The 17,210-nt window shown below is 66.7% G+C and carries 14 protein-coding genes; 7 read left to right on the top strand and 7 right to left on the bottom strand.

The features are described 5' to 3' along the window. The first annotated feature begins 27 nt into the window (after positions 1 to 27). Genes DR843_RS04780 through DR843_RS20775 form a run of 5 tightly spaced genes read left to right on the top strand, consistent with a single transcriptional unit; the run spans position 28 to position 4,844 of the window. Positions 28 to 1,212, top strand: coding sequence for an acyl-CoA dehydrogenase family protein (locus DR843_RS04780; protein ID WP_109688567.1), 1,185 nt, complete (start codon positions 28 to 30; stop codon positions 1,210 to 1,212). Further along, positions 1,209 to 2,426, top strand: a complete 1,218-nt coding sequence (locus DR843_RS04775; RefSeq protein ID WP_109684343.1) for a CaiB/BaiF CoA transferase family protein — start codon at positions 1,209 to 1,211, stop codon at positions 2,424 to 2,426. Before DR843_RS04780 ends, DR843_RS04775 begins: the two co-directional genes overlap by 4 nt. Continuing rightward, positions 2,423 to 3,166: a 3-oxoacyl-ACP reductase FabG gene (gene fabG, locus DR843_RS04770; protein ID WP_109684342.1), complete on the top strand. Its 744-nt coding sequence runs from the start codon at positions 2,423 to 2,425 to the stop codon at positions 3,164 to 3,166. Before DR843_RS04775 ends, fabG begins: the two co-directional genes overlap by 4 nt. Continuing rightward, entirely contained in the window at positions 3,163 to 4,383 is a 1,221-nt protein-coding gene (locus tag DR843_RS04765) for an acetyl-CoA C-acetyltransferase (protein ID WP_109684341.1), read from the top strand. Before fabG ends, DR843_RS04765 begins: the two co-directional genes overlap by 4 nt. Next, positions 4,380 to 4,844, top strand: a complete 465-nt coding sequence (locus tag DR843_RS20775) for a MaoC family dehydratase (RefSeq protein WP_109684340.1) — start codon at positions 4,380 to 4,382, stop codon at positions 4,842 to 4,844. The genes DR843_RS04765 and DR843_RS20775 overlap by 4 nt, the downstream gene beginning before the upstream one ends. 115 nt (positions 4,845 to 4,959) lie before the next feature. Here the strand turns inward: DR843_RS20775 and DR843_RS04755 are convergent, their stop codons facing one another. Next, entirely contained in the window at positions 4,960 to 5,949 is a 990-nt protein-coding gene (locus DR843_RS04755; protein ID WP_109684339.1) for an IS481 family transposase, read from the bottom strand. A 125-nt stretch (positions 5,950 to 6,074) separates the two neighbouring features. Continuing rightward, positions 6,075 to 8,168: a DNA gyrase/topoisomerase IV subunit B gene (locus tag DR843_RS04750; protein WP_109684338.1), complete on the bottom strand. Its 2,094-nt coding sequence runs from the start codon at positions 8,166 to 8,168 to the stop codon at positions 6,075 to 6,077. Between the two features lie 209 nt (positions 8,169 to 8,377). Between DR843_RS04750 and DR843_RS04745 the strand changes: the two genes are divergently transcribed. Continuing rightward, on the top strand, positions 8,378 to 8,584 hold the full coding sequence (locus tag DR843_RS04745) for a DUF7455 domain-containing protein (protein WP_109684337.1): 207 nt from the start codon (positions 8,378 to 8,380) through the stop codon (positions 8,582 to 8,584). A gap of 76 nt (positions 8,585 to 8,660) precedes the next feature. Continuing rightward, on the top strand, positions 8,661 to 9,140 hold the full coding sequence (locus tag DR843_RS04740; protein ID WP_109688565.1) for a DUF456 domain-containing protein: 480 nt from the start codon (positions 8,661 to 8,663) through the stop codon (positions 9,138 to 9,140). Between the two features lie 3 nt (positions 9,141 to 9,143). Here the strand turns inward: DR843_RS04740 and DR843_RS04735 are convergent, their stop codons facing one another. From DR843_RS04735 to DR843_RS04715, 5 genes are read right to left on the bottom strand one after another with little or no spacing between them, the layout of a single operon-like run. Further along, a complete protein-coding gene (locus DR843_RS04735; protein ID WP_109684336.1) occupies positions 9,144 to 10,358 on the bottom strand; it encodes a nitrate/nitrite transporter in 1,215 nt (404 codons plus the stop codon). A gap of 34 nt (positions 10,359 to 10,392) precedes the next feature. Beyond that, positions 10,393 to 11,142 (bottom strand): respiratory nitrate reductase subunit gamma, encoded by a 750-nt coding sequence (gene narI / locus DR843_RS04730; RefSeq protein WP_109684335.1) that lies wholly within the window; start codon positions 11,140 to 11,142, stop codon positions 10,393 to 10,395. Continuing rightward, on the bottom strand, positions 11,142 to 11,807 hold the full coding sequence (narJ, locus tag DR843_RS04725; RefSeq protein WP_109684334.1) for a nitrate reductase molybdenum cofactor assembly chaperone: 666 nt from the start codon (positions 11,805 to 11,807) through the stop codon (positions 11,142 to 11,144). The genes narI and narJ overlap by 1 nt, the downstream gene beginning before the upstream one ends. Further along, positions 11,804 to 13,483 carry a nitrate reductase subunit beta gene (narH, locus tag DR843_RS04720; RefSeq protein WP_109684333.1) on the bottom strand — a complete coding sequence of 560 codons (1,680 nt, stop codon included), beginning with the start codon at positions 13,481 to 13,483 and terminating at the stop codon, positions 11,804 to 11,806. The genes narJ and narH overlap by 4 nt, the downstream gene beginning before the upstream one ends. Further along, complete coding sequence (locus tag DR843_RS04715; RefSeq protein WP_109684332.1) at positions 13,483 to 17,199, bottom strand: nitrate reductase subunit alpha; 3,717 nt, start codon at positions 17,197 to 17,199, stop codon at positions 13,483 to 13,485. The genes narH and DR843_RS04715 overlap by 1 nt, the downstream gene beginning before the upstream one ends. Between the last annotated feature and the right edge of the window lie 11 nt (positions 17,200 to 17,210).

Here is a 17,210-nt window from a genome sequence, read left to right as displayed (position 1 = left end):
GTAATCAGTCGGGTGATGCTGGATGGCATGACCACCACTCTCGCCGCACCGTCCGTCGATGCAGACGTCTTCGACGCCGTTCTCAGCCAAGTCCGGGACTTCGTTCGCAACCGGGTCGTCCCTCGGGAGATCGAGATCATGGACGGTAACGCCATCCCGGAAGACCTGCGCAAGCAGGCAGCCGCGATGGGGCTGTTTGGGTACGCCATCCCCGAAGAGTGGGGTGGTATCGGGCTGAACCTGGTCCAGGACGTCGAGCTCGCCATGGAGCTGGGCTACACGTCCTTGGCGCTGCGGTCGATGTTCGGCACGAACAACGGCATCGCCGGTCAGGTCCTTGTCGGTTTCGGCACCGACGCGCAGAAGGAGCGGTGGCTGCCGGCCATCGCGTCAGGGGACGTCGTCGCCTCCTTCGCCCTCACCGAGCCGGGCGCCGGGTCGAACCCTGCCGGACTTCGGACCACCGCACGCGCCGACGGCGATGGGTGGGTCATCGAGGGCGGTAAGCAGTTCATCACCAACGCCCCGATCGCCGGGGTGTTCGTCGTCTTCGCCAAGGTCGAGCCTGCACCCGAGAAGGGCAACGGCATCGCCGTTTTCCTGGTGCCGGCGGACGCCGAGGGGGTCGAGGTCGGACCGAAGGACGCAAAGATGGGGCAGGAAGGCGCCTGGACCGCAGACGTCATTTTCAACGATGTGAGGGTGGGCGCGGACGCGCTCGTCGGCGGAGAGCCCGAGGTCGGCTACCGCGCCGCGATGACCTCGTTGGCCCGCGGACGCGTGCACATCGCCGCGCTGTCGGTCGGATCCGCGCAGCGGGCTCTCGACGAGTCGGTCGCCTACGCGGCGTCGGCCAAGCAGGGCGACAGCATCATCGGAGACTTCCAGCTCGTGCAGGCGATGATCGCCGACCAGCAGGCTGGCGTCATGGCCGGTCGCGCCCTGGTGCGAGAGGCCGCCCAGAAGTACGTGTCCGGCGAGGACCGACGTATCGCCCCGTCGGTGGCGAAGCTGTTCTGCACCGAGATGGTCGGGAAGGTCGCCGACCTGGCCGTCCAGGTCCACGGAGGCGGCGGCTACATGCGCCACGTCGCCGTCGAACGCATCTACCGCGACGTGCGCCTGCTGCGGCTCTACGAGGGCACCAGCGAGATCCAGCGCCTCATCATCGGTGGCGGCCTCATCAACCAGGCCAAGCGGAACGCGTCATGACTCTCCCCCTCGAGGGTTACACGGTCATCGCAGTCGAGCAGGCTGTCGCCGCCCCCTTGGCGAGCCGGCAGCTGGCCGATCTGGGCGCCCGCGTCATCAAGGTCGAACGCCCCGGCGACGGGGACCTAGCCCGTGGTTACGACCACCTGGTCCACGGCACCGGGTCGCACTTCGTGTGGCTCAACCGCGGCAAGGAGTCGCTCGCCGTCGACCTGAAGGATCCGGCCGGCCGCGACGTCGTCGGGCGACTCATCGCCGAAGCTGACGTGTTCCTCCAGAACCTCGCCCCAGGCGCAGCGGCTCGCCTTGGCCTGGATGCAGACACGCTGCGCGCGACCAAGCCGGAGCTCGTGGTCGTGAACCTGTCCGGTTACGGCGCTGGCGGCGACATGGAGACCCGCAAGGCCTACGACATGCTCGTTCAGGCCGAAGCGGGCCTCGTCTCCATCACCGGAACTCCCGCGGAAGCGGTGAAGACCGGCATCCCCACCGCCGACATCGCCTCGGGCATGTACTGCACCCAGGCGGTCCTCGCCGCGCTCCTGCGCCGCGAACGGACCGGCGAAGGAGCAACCATCGAGGTCACCATGTTCGAGGCGACAGCCGAGTGGATGGGCCACCCGATGTACGTCCAGCTCTACGCCGACCGGCAGATCCCCCGCATGGGTTTGAGCCACGCCGCCATCGCCCCGTACGACGCGTACCCGACCATCGACGGCCAGGTCCTCATCGGCATCCAAAGCGACAGCGGCTGGCGCACCCTGGCAACGAGCGTGTTCGGGAACGACGCGCTCGCCTCCGATTCGCGGTTCACCACTAATGTCTTGCGCGTCGAGAACCGGGCCGCCTGCGACGCAGCCGTAGCCGAACACACGAGCAGATGGACGACGGCCGACCTGAGTGCCCGGCTCGCTGAAACTGGCGTACCGGCCGCACAGGTCAGCAGCGTCCGAGACCTTGTCGAACACCCGCAACTGCAGGCCAGACGCCGTTGGCGCACGGTCGACACCGAAGGCGGACAGGTCCAGGCCCTCCTCCCCCCGGTGACGTTTCAGGACGTCGAGGCCGCGATGGGCGACGTCCCTGCCCTCGGCCAGCACACGCTGAACCTCCTTGCCGAAGCCGGCATCAGCTCGGCTGATGCCCACTCACTCGTGCAGCGCGGCGCAGCAACGCAGCACTCCAACCGTCAACCACAGGAAGCTCTCTCATGACCAACCTCCTCACTGACAAGGTCGCAGTCATCACCGGCGGCGCCCAGGGCATCGGCGAGGCCATCGCCCGACGGTTCGCAGACCAGGGTGCCTTCGTCGTCCTCGGCGACCGGGACGGTGCTGCTGCCGAGCTGACCGCGAAGGCGATCGGCGAAGACTTCGCCCGGGGCTTCGGCTGCGACGTCACTAACGGCGAGCAGGTCGAAGCTCTGCTCCAGTTCGCGGTGGAGAGCTTCGGAGGCGTGGACGTGATGGTGAACAACGCAGGCATCACCCGCGACGCGACCATGAAGAAGATGACCGAGGACGAGTTTGACCAGGTCGTCGCTGTTCACCTGCGGGGCGCCTGGCTCGGCACCAAGCACGCTGCAGCAGTCCTGCGAGAGCAAGGACGTGGGGGCTCCATCGTGAACATGTCGTCCATCAGCGCCAAGGTCGGCTTCTTCGGTCAGACGAACTACTCCGCAGCAAAGGCCGGCGTCGTCGGGCTCACGAAGGCCGCTGCGAAGGAGCTGGCCCGCGACAACGTTCGCGTCAACGCCATCCAGCCTGGGCTGATCTCCACCGAGATGACCCGGGCGATGCCCGAGCACATTTGGGAGTCGAAGATGGCTGAGATTCCGCTGCAGCGAGCCGGCACCGTCGAGGAGATCGCGGACGTCGCCCTCTTCCTCGCTAGTGACATGTCGTCGTACATGACCGGAACAGTCCTCGAAGTCACCGGCGGGAGACTGATGTGAACGCCTCCCCTGACGACATCGTCATCTGCGAACCGATCCGCACCCCGATCGGCCGATACGGCGGCGCCCTGAAGCCGCTCGGAGCGGACGAGCTGGGGGCACAGCTCCTGCGTGAGCTCGTCGTACGGACCGGGTTGACCGGCGAGCACATCGGCGACGTCATCCTCGGCCACAGCTACCCCACCAGCGAGGCCCCCGCCATCGGCCGCGTCGTCGCCCTCGACGCTGGACTGCCCGTCACCGTTCCCGGCATGCAGCTCGACCGCCGCTGCGGCTCCGGCCTGCAGGCCGTCCTGACCGCTGCGAGCCTGGTGAAGTCCGGCGACATCGACCTGGCCGTGGCAGGCGGAGTCGAGTCGATGAGCAACGTACCTCACTACTCATTCGACGTCCGCTGGGGCACCACCGCCAGCAGCACCCTCCACGACGGCCTTGGCCGAGGACGGGTGACCGCTGGGGGCAAGAACTACCCGGTGCCCGGCGGAATGCTGCAAACCGCCGAGAACCTGCGCCGGGAGTTCGGCATCAGCCGCATCGCCCAGGACGAGCTCGCCGTCGAGTCCCACAAGCGAGCCATCCAGGCCCAGGCTGACGGCGTCTTCACCGAAGAGATCGTCCCGATCACGGTCCCCAGCCGTCGCGGCGACGTGGTCGTCGAAACCGACGAGCACCCGCGCCTCGGAGTGACCGTCGAATCGCTCAGCACCCTGCGACCGGTCCTGGGCCGCGACGACCCCGAGGCGACTGTGACCGCTGGCAACGCAAGCGGCCAGAACGACGCCGCAGCCATGTGCGTCGTCACCACCCGCGCCCGCGCCGACGAACTCGGCCTCCAACCGCTCGTCAGCCTCGTCTCCTGGGGGCTGGCAGGGCTCGGCCCCGCCACGATGGGCCTCGGACCCGTCCCAGCCACCGAGGTCGCCCTGGAGCGCGCCGGGCTGAAACTCGCCGAGGTCGACCTGATCGAGCTGAACGAGGCCTTTGCCGCCCAGGTCCTCGCCGTCACGACGAGCTGGGGGCTGGGAGCCGACGACTTCGACCGCGTCAACGTCCACGGGTCCGGCATCTCCCTCGGCCACCCGGTCGGCGCCACTGGCGCGCGGATCTTGGCGACCCTGAGCCGCGAGATGGTCCGCCGCGAAGCCCGCTACGGCCTAGAGACCATGTGCATCGGTGGCGGGCAGGGCCTAGCAGCAGTGTTCGAGCGAGCCGTATGACCGTCCCGCCCACAGTGCTGAACCTCAACGATCTTCGCGACCAGGTCGGCCTCACATTGGGGCCTGGCCCGTGGCACACGGTTGAGCAGGACCGGGTCAACCTGTTCGCGGAAGCAACCGGGGACCACCAGTGGATTCACGTCGACCCGGAACGCGCAGCCGAGAGCTCGTTCGGCGGCACGATCGCCCACGGGTATCTCACGTTATCGATGTTGCCCGCCATGCAGGCTGAGCTGCGAACCTTTGATGGCATTTCGATGGCGGTGAACTATGGCCTGGATAAGGTGCGCTTTCCGAGGCCTGTCCCGGTCGGCTCGAAAGTTCGCCTCACTTTGACGGTCGTAGCTGTCGACGATCGTGCTGACGGTGAGAAGGTCCTTCATACAGACGCGGCTATCGAGCTGGACAGCTCCAAGCATCCGGGGTGCGTTGCTCGCACGCTGACGTTGCTTCGCCCGTAGCGACGGCGATTCTCGACTCGTTGTCAGGTTCCCAACCCACCCGCAGCGTCCGTCAACGCGTCGACCACCATTGTCACGAGGGAGACAAGCAGTCCGAGGGGGTCAAGTAACGTCCCTAGATGTAGTGCCCCGCCAGGTTGGGTACGCGGTCTGCGGGTGAGCCACCTTTGAGCGCGGTGTGTGCGCGGTGGTGATTGTAGATGTGCAGGAAGTCCTCGTACGCGGCGGCGCGTTCGGTCTCGCTGGTGTAGGGGCGGGCGTAGGCCCACTCCTCGGTCAGGGTCCGGTTGAACCGCTCGACTTTCCCGTTGGTTTTCGGGGTGTAGGGGCGGGTGCGTTTATGGGTGATCCCATGGTCCTGCAGCATGTTCCGGAATAGGTGGGAGCGGTAACAGGACCCGTTGTCGGTCATCACCCGGTCCGTGGTGATCCCGACCTGCGCGAAGTGCGCCACCGCCCGTTGCATGAACGCGGTCGCGGTCTCCTTCTTCTCATCGGCCAGGATCTCTGAGTAGGCGTACCGGGAGTGGTCATCGACCGCGTGGTGCAGGTAGGCATACCCCCGCCCACTGCTGGAGGTAGCACGGGAGTTAGCTTTCCCCGCAGCGCGGCCATGGACCCGGTGTCCACCCCCATCGGGGATGCGGCCCAGCTTCTTGATGTCCACGTGGACCAAATCACCCGGGGCGTCGCGTTCGTAGCGCACCACCTTTCGACGACCGGCCCGTACCGGGGCACCAGTGGCCGGGTCCGTCCAGGACAACCGAAGACACCGGTACCGGGTCAGGATGCGGTGCACCGTGGCCGGATTCATCCCCAGGTGGTAGGCGATCCGGGCCGGCCCCCACCGCCGCGAAACCCGTAACCCCAGGACTCGCCGTTCCCGGCGCCTACTGGTGCGGTGCGGACATGACTGGGGCCGGCTGGGACGATCGCACATCCCCGCCGCACCATGCTGGCGGTACCGGGCCGCCCAGCGGTGCGCGGTGGTGACCGAGACCCCGAACCGGTCTGCGGCCCGCCGCAACGGCCACCCATCGTCCACCACGCACCGCGCCAGGCGCAGGCGACCAGTCGCAGAAAGCGGGGCATTAGCGTGGACCATGAGGACCTCCGGGTTTGGGGATGTGTTTGCTTCGTCGCTTCACACCTCACCCGGAGGTCTTCCTCAAGTCACGCCGACAGGCCGAGAACCGTTCCTAACGTCCCGGGGCAGTACACCTAGACCGCTCAGGCGTCGATGCGCTCCCGCTCCAACGAGTCCGCCGACTCCACCAGGAAGTCCCGGCGCGGCTCGACCTTGGAACCCATCAGCAGATCGAAGATCTCCTCCGCGCGGGCAGCGTCCTTCAACGACACCCGCCGCAACGTGCGCTGCCGCGGATCCATCGTGGTGTCGGCCAGTTGGTGGGCGTCCATCTCCCCCAGGCCCTTGTACCGCTGCGGCGTCTTGACCGAGCGACCCTTGCGCTCCAGGTCGCGGATCGTGGTGCGCATCTGTTGCTCGGTGTAGGTGTAGATCACCTCACCCTTGGCGCGGCCCTGCGCAACGGTCTCGATCCGGTGCAGCGGCGGCATCGCGGCGTACACCCGGCCCTGCTCGACCATCGGGCGCATGTAGCGGAAGAACAGCGTCAGCAGCAGCGTGCGGATGTGCGCCCCGTCGACGTCGGCGTCGCTCATCAGGATGACCTTGCCGTACCGCGCCATCTCCGGGTCGAACGTCCGCCCCGAGCCGGCGCCGATCACCTGGATGATCGAGGCGCACTCGGCGTTCTTGAGCATGTCCGCGATCGATGCCTTCTGCACGTTCAGGATCTTGCCCCGGATCGGCAGCAGCGCTTGATACTCGGAGTTGCGCGCCGCCAGACCGGTGCCCAGCGCGCTGTCGCCCTCCACGATGAACAGCTCGGTGCGCGACACATCCGTGGACCGGCAGTCCTTGAGTTTCGGTGGCAGAGAAGAGGATTCGAGCGCCGTCTTCCTGCGCTGGGTCTCCTTGTGCATCCGGGCGCTGATCCGCGCCTTCATCTCCGAGACGACCTTCTCCAGCACCAGCGACGACTGCGCCTTGTCGTCCCGCTTGGTCGAGGTCAGGCGGGCGGTGAGTTCACGCTCGACGACACGGGAGACGATCGCCCGCACGGCCGGCGTACCCAGCACTTCCTTGGTCTGCCCCTCGAACTGCGGCTCGGCGAGGCGCACGGTCACCACAGCGGTGACTCCGGCCAGGATGTCGTCCTTCTCCACCTTGTCGCTGCCGACCTTGAGCCGGCGCGAATTCACCTCGAGTTGTTTGCGGAACACCTTCAGCACGGCCTGCTCGAAGCCGGTCTGGTGCGTGCCGCCCTTGGGCGTGGCGATGATGTTCACGAACGACCGCATGGTGGTCTCGTAACCGGTCCCCCACCGCAACGCGATCGAGACACCGCACTCGCGCTCCACCTCCTGGGACACCATGTGCCCCTTGCCGTCCAGCACCGGCACGGTCTCGGTGAACGTCTCCGAACCGTCCAGCCGCCACACGTCCGTGACCGCCGGATCCGGGGCCAGGAAGTCGGTGAACTCGCTGATCCCGCCATCGTGCTGGAACCGCTCTTCGACCGGCTCCTCGCCGCGCTCGTCGCGCACCGTGATGGTCAGCCCCGGGATCAGGAACGACGTCTGCCGCGCCCGCCCGAGCAACCCCTCCCAGTCGTAGGTGGCGTTCTTGACGAAGATCTGCGGGTCGGCCCAGTACCGGATCCGGGTCCCCGACGTGCCCCGCTTGGCCTTGCCCACCACCCGGAGTTCGCTGTTATTGACGTACGGCGTGAACGGGGCCCCCGGCGACGGCTCGCCCTGATCGTCGTACACCCCCGGCTCGCCGCGACGGAAACTCATCGCGTAGGTCTTGCCCGCCCGGTCCACCTCGACGTCCAGACGGGCCGCGAGCGCGTTGACCACGGAGGCACCCACGCCGTGCAGGCCCCCGGAGGCGGAGTACGCACCCCCGCCGAACTTCCCGCCGGCGTGCAGTTTGGTGAAGATCACTTCCACCCCGGACAGACCCGTGCGCGGTTCGATGTCGACCGGCAGACCACGGGCGTTGTCCCGCACCTCGACGCTGCCGTCGTGATGCAGCACGACCCGGATGTCGTCACCGAAACCGCCGAGGGCCTCGTCCACGGAGTTGTCGATGATCTCCCAGACGCAGTGCATCAAACCGCGTTCGTCGGTGGAGCCGATGTACATCCCGGGCCGTTTGCGGACTGCCTCCAGCCCCTCCAGCACCTGCAGATGCCGGGCGGTGTAGTCCTGAGCCGAAGATGCGGTGGTGGTCACGACCGCAGGGTAAACCCTCCTCCGGGGCGGTCCTGTGCACGCCACACGACGCGGCCGACCCGGATGTGTTGGGATGGGGGTGTGCAGCAGGTGACCTACGACACATTCTCCGGACCCACTGTCCCAACGTGCGATCCGGGAAGGGTTTGGCGTGATTCACTGTTGGCACCAGCAGGAGATATTGGGCTTTCGAGGAGAGGAAGACCGTCATGACGACTGCACTCGCCCCTACTTTGTCTGTCGCGGACCGTTGCGACCGCTGCGGAGCACAGGCATTCATCCGCGCCCGACTTGCTGGCGACACCGAACTTCTGTTCTGCGCCCACCACGGGCGTGAGCACCTGCCGAAGCTGCAGGCCGTGGCCGAAGAGGTCATCGACGAGACGGACCGTCTGGTGGAGCCCAAAGAGGGCTGACCAGCATCAGGTGTGACACAGCGGGACGGACCTTCGGGTCCGTCCCGCTTTGTCGTCGGTGTGCTTGGCTGAGCCGGTGCAGCCCGTCACCCTCCTGTCCGGACTCCTGATCGCGGTCGGCATCGTGGGTCTGATCGTGCCCGTGCTGCCCGGCCTGGCCCTCAGCCTGCTCGGGGTGCTGCTGTGGGCGTGGTCGACCGGCGGCACCGCCTGGTGGTTCTTCGCTGCTGCCTGCGTCGTGGCAGCGATCGGTTGGATCGTGCAGTACACCGTGCCCGGCAAACGAATGGCCGCGGCCGGCGTGCCCGGCCGGGTGATCCTGATCGGAGCGGTCGGCGCGATCATCGGCTTCTTCGTGATCCCGGTCGTCGGCCTGTTCCTCGGTTTCGTGGTCGGCGTGCTGATCGCCGAGCTCGGCCGCACCCGGACCGTCGCCGACGCCTGGACCTCCACCAAGCATGCGGTGAAGGCCGTGGTCACCAGCATCGCCATCGAATTGACCGCCGCGGTGATCGTGGCGCTCATCTGGGTGGCCGGGCTGCTGGCCACCCGGTGAGGATCAGGCTGCCGGCCCGCGGTCCTTGATCCCGGTGTAGGTGAACACCAGCGCGATCAGCGCGACGATCACCAGCAACATCAACCCGAAGCCGTAGCCGGAGAACACCATCCCGAAGGTGGCGCCCATGATCAGCGGTGGGAAGTAGCCGCCCAACCCGCCCGCAGCGCCGACCAGACCGGTGACCGTGCCCACCTCGGCGGCGGGAGCCTGCTTGCCGACGAAGGCGAACACGCCACCGGTGCCCAGGCCCAGGAAGAACGCCAACAGCACGAAGGCGATCCCGGCCGGCCACTCCAACGGCGGTTGGAAGGCGACGACCGCGGCGAAGATAGCCGTGCCCAGCATCGAGATGCCCACCACCTGGCGCGGCCCGATGCGGTCCGACAGCACACCGCCGACCGGGCGGGCGATCACCGCCGCGATCGCGAAGCCGGCGGTGCGGGTGCCGGCATTCGTCAGGTCGAAGTCGTAGATGTCCTTCAAGTACGTCGGCAGGTAGGTGGAGAACGCCACGAACCCGCCGAACGCGACGGCGTACAGGAAGGACATCTGCCAGGTCACTGGCAGCTTCAACGCAGCCTTGAGCTTGGGGCCGACCGGCGCGTTGTTCGGCTTCCACAGCGGCGAATCGCGCATTGTCAGCCAGCACAGGATCGCGGTCAGGACCAGGGCCACTGCGAAGATCACGTGGGTGGGCACGTATCCGAAGGACTTCACCATGCGCGGGGTGAAGAAGGCCGACAGCGCCGTGCCGCCCATCCCCGCCCCGAAGATGCCGGTGGCGAAACCGCGACGGTCCTTGGCGTACCACTGGTTGACGAACGGGATGCCGATCGCGAACGTCGTACCGGCAATGCCAAGGAAGAAGCCGACGATGAGCATCATCGTGAAAGACTTGGCCTGACCAGCGACCGCCACGAGCAGCACGAACGGCACCACCAGCAAGGTGACGATCGGGAACATCAGCCGGCCGCCGTACCGGTCGGTCAAGGCCCCCACGGGGATCCGCCCGACCGAGCCGACCAGGACAGGCGTCGCCACCAGGAGCGCCTTCTGGGTGCCCGACAGATGCATCTCCTGCGTGTACCGCACCCCCAACGGGCCGATGATGTTCCACGCCCAGAAGGTGACGGCGAAGGCGAACGTGGCCAGGGCCAGGTTCTTGCCCTGCCCGGAAAGATCGGCCGCGGCCGGTTCCTCAGCGCTGCTGCTCATCACGCACTCTCCTTTGACGGTGGTAGTTCGAAGATCAGCGGGACCGGTCGCGGTCCGAGGTACCGACCGGGCTCCAGCCCGGCCGCGCCGAACGCGCACCGGTGACGTCCTGGTCCCGTGAGCGGTAGACGATGTACGGCCGGAACAGATAGTGCAGCGGTGCCGTGAACGCGTGCACGAGGCGGGTGAACGGCCAGACCGCGAAGAGCAGCATCCCCACCAGCGCGTGGATGTGGAACTGGATCGGCGCAGCGGCCATCGACGCCACGTCCGGGTGCAGATAGAGCACCGAGCGGAACCACGGCGAGACCGTCTCCCGGTAGTTGTGCGCGTGACTACCCGCGCCGACACTGACCAGAGTCGTCCACAGCCCCAGCACGATGGCCGCGACCAGCAGGACGTACATCAGCTTGTCGTTGCGGGTCGTGGCCATGAAGACCGGTCCGGTGGTGCGTCGGCGGTAGATCAGGATCCCGATCCCGACCAGCGTGCAGACCCCGGCGATCATGCCGAAGAACAACGCGTTGAAGTGGTACATGCCCTCGCTGACTCCGAGCGCCTCGGTCCACGACTCCGGGATCAGCAAGCCGCCCACGTGACCGAAGAAGACCAGCAGGATGCCGAAGTGGAACAGTGGCGAGCCGATCCGCAGCAACCGGGACTCGTACAACTGGCTGGATCTGGTGGTCCAGCCGAACTTGTCGTAGCGGTAGCGCCAGATGGTGCCGCCCACCAAGCTGACGATGCACAGATAGGGCAGCACACCCCACAGCAGCACGTCCATCAGCGGCTCCCTCCGCTCACCGCGGTCAACGGGAGTTCGGTGCGCCCGTACGGCGCCAACCCGACCGACTCGACCCCGGGCGGGCCATCCAGACCGGCCATCGCCATGACCTCCGCGCGGGTCTGCGGCGAACGCCCCGGCAGCGTCGCGCACACGGCCACCACGGCATCGGCGTACGGCGAATGGTGCTCGACCAGCGCGATCCGCAACAGTTCCAGGCTGGCCCGGTAGGTGCTCAGCAGTTCGCGGCCGGTGACCGGGTCGGCGATCGCCGCGAACTCCAACACCATGGGCAGGTAGTCAGGCAGCTCACCGTGGGTGTCGACCAAGAAACCGCTCTCGCGGTAGACCTTCTTGAACTGACCGAGCACCTCACCCCGGCGTCGTGTGTCGCCGTCAGTCCAGTAGGACAGATACAGCGCGTGTTTGCGCGACAGATCGAAAGTGTCGACATAGGTCTGCCGCAACACCTCCAAATCCCCGCCGGCCAGATAGTCCAGTACGCCGAGTAGCGGCTCCGTGGGGCCGCTCGGCTGTTCGCCTAGAGCCGACCGCAACTGTGGAACCGATTGCAGCAGTTCAGGATTCGGGTATTCCAGCACGCGGCCGGCGACAAGGTGGAGGATGCGGTCATCGCGCTGCCCTTTGCCCCGCAGGAGTCTCATCGCGTCCCCGCCTCCTTGCGCGGGAACACGCCATCCGGTGGTGTGCCGTTGCCGTCCCAGTTGAGCAGATTCACGCGACCGGTCAGCTGGCCCGAGGAGTCGGTGCGGGCAGCGGAGTCGGCGGTCTGGCGCTCCTTGAGGGCGTTGAACGTCTCGACCGCTACCGGGGCGGGTCGTCCGCTGGCCTCACCGAACGGCCCCGACTCGTACATTCCCGGGCCCTCGTCGTAGTCCAGCGAACAGCCCAGTTCCTCCAACTCGTGGGCTCGTTCGACGTGGGCGGTCGGCACGACGTACCGCTCCTCGTATTTGGCCACGGCCATCAGCCGGTACATCTCGTACAGGGCTTCCTCGCTCATCCCGACCGCCGCCGGAATGCTCGGGTCACCGTCGCGGCCCATGCTCACGTCGCGCATGTAGGAGCGCATGGCGGCCAGTTTGCTGAGCACGTGGGTGATGATGTCGGTGCGACCGGCGGTGAATAGTTCGGCCAGGTACGCCGCGGGGATCCGCAACGCGTCGATCGCGCCGAAGAGCACGTCCTTGCTCTCCGCGTCGTGACCCTGCTCGGCGAGCAGGTCCACCACCGGCGACAGCGGCGGGACGTACCAGACCATCGGCATGGTGCGGTATTCCGGGTGTAGCGGCAACGCCACCTGGTATTTCTTGGCCAGGGCGTAGACCGGGGAGCGACGCGCGGCGTCCATCCAGTCATCGGGGATGCCGTCGCGTCGGGCCGCGGCGATCACCTCCGGGTCCTCCGGATCGAGCAGCAGGTCCAGTTGCGCCTGGTACAGGTCGCCCTCGTCGGGGGTGGTCGCTGCGTCGGTGACCTTGTCCACGTCGTACAGGAAAAGCCCGAGATAGCGCAGCCGACCCACGCAGGTCTCCGAGCAGACCGTCGGCAGCCCGACCTCGACGCGGGGGTAACAGAAGGTGCACTTCTCGGCTTTGCCGCTCTTGTGGTTGAAGTAGATCTTCTTGTACGGGCAGCCGGTGATGCACTGCCGCCACCCGCGGCACCGGTCCTGGTCGACCAGGACGATGCCGTCCTCTTCCCGCTTGTAGATCGCGCCGGAGGGGCAGGAGGCCATACACGAGGGGTTCAGGCAGTGCTCGCAGATCCGCGGGAGATAGAACATGAAGGTCTTCTCCAACTCGAACTGCACCGCCTGCTCGGACTCCTGGCGCAACTTCTCCACGACCGGGTCCAGATGCCCGTAGCGAGTGCTCCCGCCGAGGTTGTCGTCCCAGTTGGCCGACCAGCTGATCTTGGTGTTCTGCCCGGTGATCAGGGACTTGGGTCGAGCGACCGGGAAGTCGTCGCCGAGCGGGGCTTTGATCAGCGTGTCGTAGTCGTAGGTCCACGGCTCGTAGTAGTCCGCCAGTTGTGGCTGCACCGGGCTGGCGAAGATGCTCAGCAGCTTCTGCACCCGACCACCGGCTTTGAGTTTCAGGCTGCCCCGGCTGCTCAGCGTCCACCCGCCGCGCCAGGTCTCCTGATCCTCGTATCTGCGCGGATACCCTTGTCCTGGACGGGTTTCCACGTTGTTGAACCACACGTACTCGGTGCCGGCCCGGTTGGTCCAGGCCTGTTTGCAGGTCACCGAGCAGGTGTGGCAACCGATGCACTTGTCGAGGTTCATCACCATGCCCATCTGGGCCATGACCCGCATTAGTAGCTCACCTCCTGCGAGCGTTTGCGGACGGTGGCGACGATGTCGCGTTGGTTGCCGGTGGGGCCGAGATAGTTGAACGTGTAGGACAACTGGGCATAACCGCCGATCAAGTGGGTGGGTTTGACCAGCAACCGGGTCACCGAGTTGTGCATCCCGCCGCGGCGTCCGGTCGCCTCCGATTTGGGTACGTCGATCGTGCGCTCCTGCGCGTGGTGCACGTAGACGACGTGCTCGGGCATCCGGTGGCTGACCACGGCCCGCGCCACCAACACACCATTGGCGTTGAGGACCTCGACCCAGTCGTTGTCCTGCACGTCGATGCGCTCGGCGTCCGCCGGGCTCATCCACACCGTCGGCCCACCGCGCGACAGCGACAACATCAGCAGGTTGTCCTGGTACTCACTGTGAATCGACCACTTCGAGTGCGGGGTCAGGTAGCGCACCGTCACCTGCGCGGCACCGTCCTCGCCGACCCGCGGTTCGCCGAAGAGCCGGTGCATGTCCAGCGGTGGCCGGTAGATCGGCAGCGACTCCCCCACGTCGTGCATCCAGTCGTGGTCGAGGAAGAAGTGCATCCGCCCCGTCAGGGTGTGGAACGGCTTGAGACGCTCGATGTTGACCGTGAACGGCGCATACCGCCGGCCGCCGGTCTCCGAGCCGGACCACTCCGGTGAGGTGATGACCGGCACCGGCTGGGCTTGGGTGTCGGCGAACGTGATCCGCTTCTCCTCCGAACCCTCCGCCAGGTCGTGCAGCGTCTTGCCGACACGTTTCTCCAGCGTCCGGAAGCCTTGGACCGCCAACTGGCCGTTCGTCGTACCTGAATACATCAGGATCGCCTCGGCGAGGTGGGAGTCGGTGTCGATCGCGGGTCGGCCGGCACCCGCTCCGCTGGGCATCACCCCGTTGATACCGGCCAGCTTCTTGGTCTGCTCGGACACATCGAAGGTGACGTTCTTGACCGTGAACCCCAGCGAATCCGCAAGCGGCCCAACGGTGGCCAGCTTGTCGGCGATCGCGGTGTAGTCCCGCTCGACCACTTGGAACACCGGCATTCCCTTGCCGGGAGTGCCCGGCGCGTCCGAGTCGCGCCAGTCCACCACGCGTCCGCCGGGTTGGGACACCTCGCCGGGGGTGTCATGTTGCACCGGCACGCTGACCAGGTCCTTGACCACCCCGAGATGGGTCTCGGCGAGCTGGGAGAACCGTTGCGCCAGGAGGTGGAAGAGCTCGAAGTCGGACTTGGCCTCCCACGGCGGGTCGATGGCCGGGGTGAAGGCGTGCACGAACGGATGCATATCGGTCGAGGACAGGTCGTGCTTCTCGTACCAGGTCGCGGCCGGCAGCACGATGTCCGACAGCAACGTCGTGGAGGTCATCCGGAAGTCGGCCGACATCAACAGGTCCAATTTTCCGATCGGCGCTTCCTCGTGCCAGCGAACATCTCTGGGCCGCGGCGCCTTCGGGTTCTCCGAGCCGAGCACGTTGTGGTGCGTGCCCAGCAGATGCTTCAAGAAGTACTCGTTGCCCTTGGCCGAGGACCCCATCAGGTTCGAGCGCCACAGGGTCAGCGTGCGTGGCCAGTTGCGTGGGTCGTCGACGTCCTCGATCGAGGGCTGCAGGCGACCATCGCGCAACGCACCGGCGACGTACTCCCCCGGGGTCGCGGCACTACCGTCGTCGACGGCACCTTGGGCATCTTGTGCGACCTGGATCGGGTTGGTGGAGAACTGCGGGTAGAACGGCATCCAACCCAGCCGGGCCGACTGGGCCAGCGCGTCCGCTGTGTGCATCCCGCCCAAATGTCCTTTGGCCAGTGGGGAATTCAGCGAGTCAGCGGAGTAGCCGTCGTTGCGCCACTGGTCGGTGTGCATATACCAGAATCCGGTGCCGATCATCGTGCGCGGCGGGCGGCTCCAGTCCAGTGCATTCGCCAGCGAGATCCACCCGGTGATCGGGCGGCACTTCTCCTGGCCGACGTAATGCGCCCAGCCGCCGCCGTTGCGCCCCATGCAGCCGGTCAGGATCAGCAACGACAGGATGGACCGGTAGATGGTGTCACCGTGGAACCACTGGCAGATGCCCGCACCCATGATGATCATCGAACGGCCTTGGGACTGTTCGGAGTTCGTCGCGAACTCCCGCGCGATCCGGATGCACTGCTCCGCGGGGACGCCGGTGATCTCCGCCTGCCAGGCGGGTGTGTAGGGCGAGGCGACGTCGTCGTAACCGCTCGGCCACTGACCGGGCAGCCCGTCGCGGGGCACACCGTACTGCGCGAGCATCAGGTCGAACACGGTGGTCACCCGGTGACCACCGACCATCCGGGTGGGCACTCCGCGGCGCAGCACGGACCCGGCACCGTCCGGATCGACGAAGGCCGGCAACAGCAGCTCGACCGGTTCGCTGGACTCGCCCTGCATCGACAGAGCGGGCGTGACTCCCTCCAGGTCCAGATTCCACCGACCTACTCCGGACTCGGCGTACCGGAAGCCCATCGAACCGTTCGGCACCACCGGCTCACCGGTGGCATCGTCCACAAGCACTGTCTTCCAAGCGTCTTCGGGGTCAGCGGCACCCAGGTCCGCTGCCGTGAGGAACTTGCCCGCGACGTACGACCCGGCGTACTCCCCCTCGCCGTCGTCAACCCGGACCAGGAAGGGCAGGTCGGTGTACGTGCGCACGTAATCAGTGAAGAAGTCCACGGTGCGGTCGACGAAGAACTCCTTCAGCAGCACGTGTCCCATCGCCATCGCCAGCGCAGCATCCGTGCCCGCCTGGGCCGGCATCCACTCGTCGGCGAACTTGGTGTTGTCGGCGTAGTCCGGGCTGACCGTGACGATCTTGGTGCCGCGATATCGCACCTCGGCCATCCAGTGCGCATCCGGGGTGCGGGTGACCGGGACGTTGGAACCCCACATCATCAGGTACGTCGCGTCCCACCAGTCGCCGGATTCCGGCACATCCGTCTGGTCGCCGAAGACCTGCGGACTGGCCACCGGCAGATCGGCGTACCAGTCGTAGAAGCTGGTCATCACCCCGCCGAGGAGTTGGTAGAAGCGGGTGCCGACACAGTGCGACACGATCGATTGCGCGGGAATCGGCGAGAATGCTGCAACTCGGTCCGGGCCGTACTCCTTGATCGTGTGCACGTGCGCGGCGGCGGCGATCTCGATGGCCTCGGCCCAACTGCTGCGCACCAATCCGCCCTTGCCGCGGGCTGATTGGTAGCGGCGGCGCTTGTCCGGGTCGGTGGTGATCTCGTGCCACGCCGCGACGGGGTCACCCAGGCGTTTGTTGGCCTCGCGGAACATCTCCAGCAACACACCGCGCACGTACGGGTAGCGGACCCGCGTGGGCGAGTAGGTGTACCAGGAAAAGGCCGCGCCACGCGGGCAACCCCGCGGTTCGTACTCCGGACGGTCCGGACCCACCGAGGGATAGTCGGTCTGCTGGGTCTCCCAGGTGATGATCCCGTCCTTGACGTAGACCTTCCATGAGCACGACCCGGTGCAGTTCACGCCGTGGGTGGAGCGCACCACCTTGTCGTGGCTCCACCGATCCCGGTAGAAGACGTCACCGGCGCGGCCGCCTTCGCGGAAAACGACTCTCTCGTCGTCGGTTTCGTCCCACTTCGTGAAGAATCGGCCAGCTTTGAGCAGGGCGTCCGTTGCCGGACCGTCAACCTTGCCGTAACCGTCGTGAACTGACATCGAGCACCCCG

Source organism: Branchiibius hedensis, from assembly GCF_900108585.1.
Taxonomy (GTDB): Bacteria; Actinomycetota; Actinomycetes; order Actinomycetales; family Dermatophilaceae; genus Branchiibius; species Branchiibius hedensis.
The sequence above is the reverse complement of the archived record's forward strand: the minus strand, read 5'-3'. Positions and strand labels throughout refer to the sequence as shown.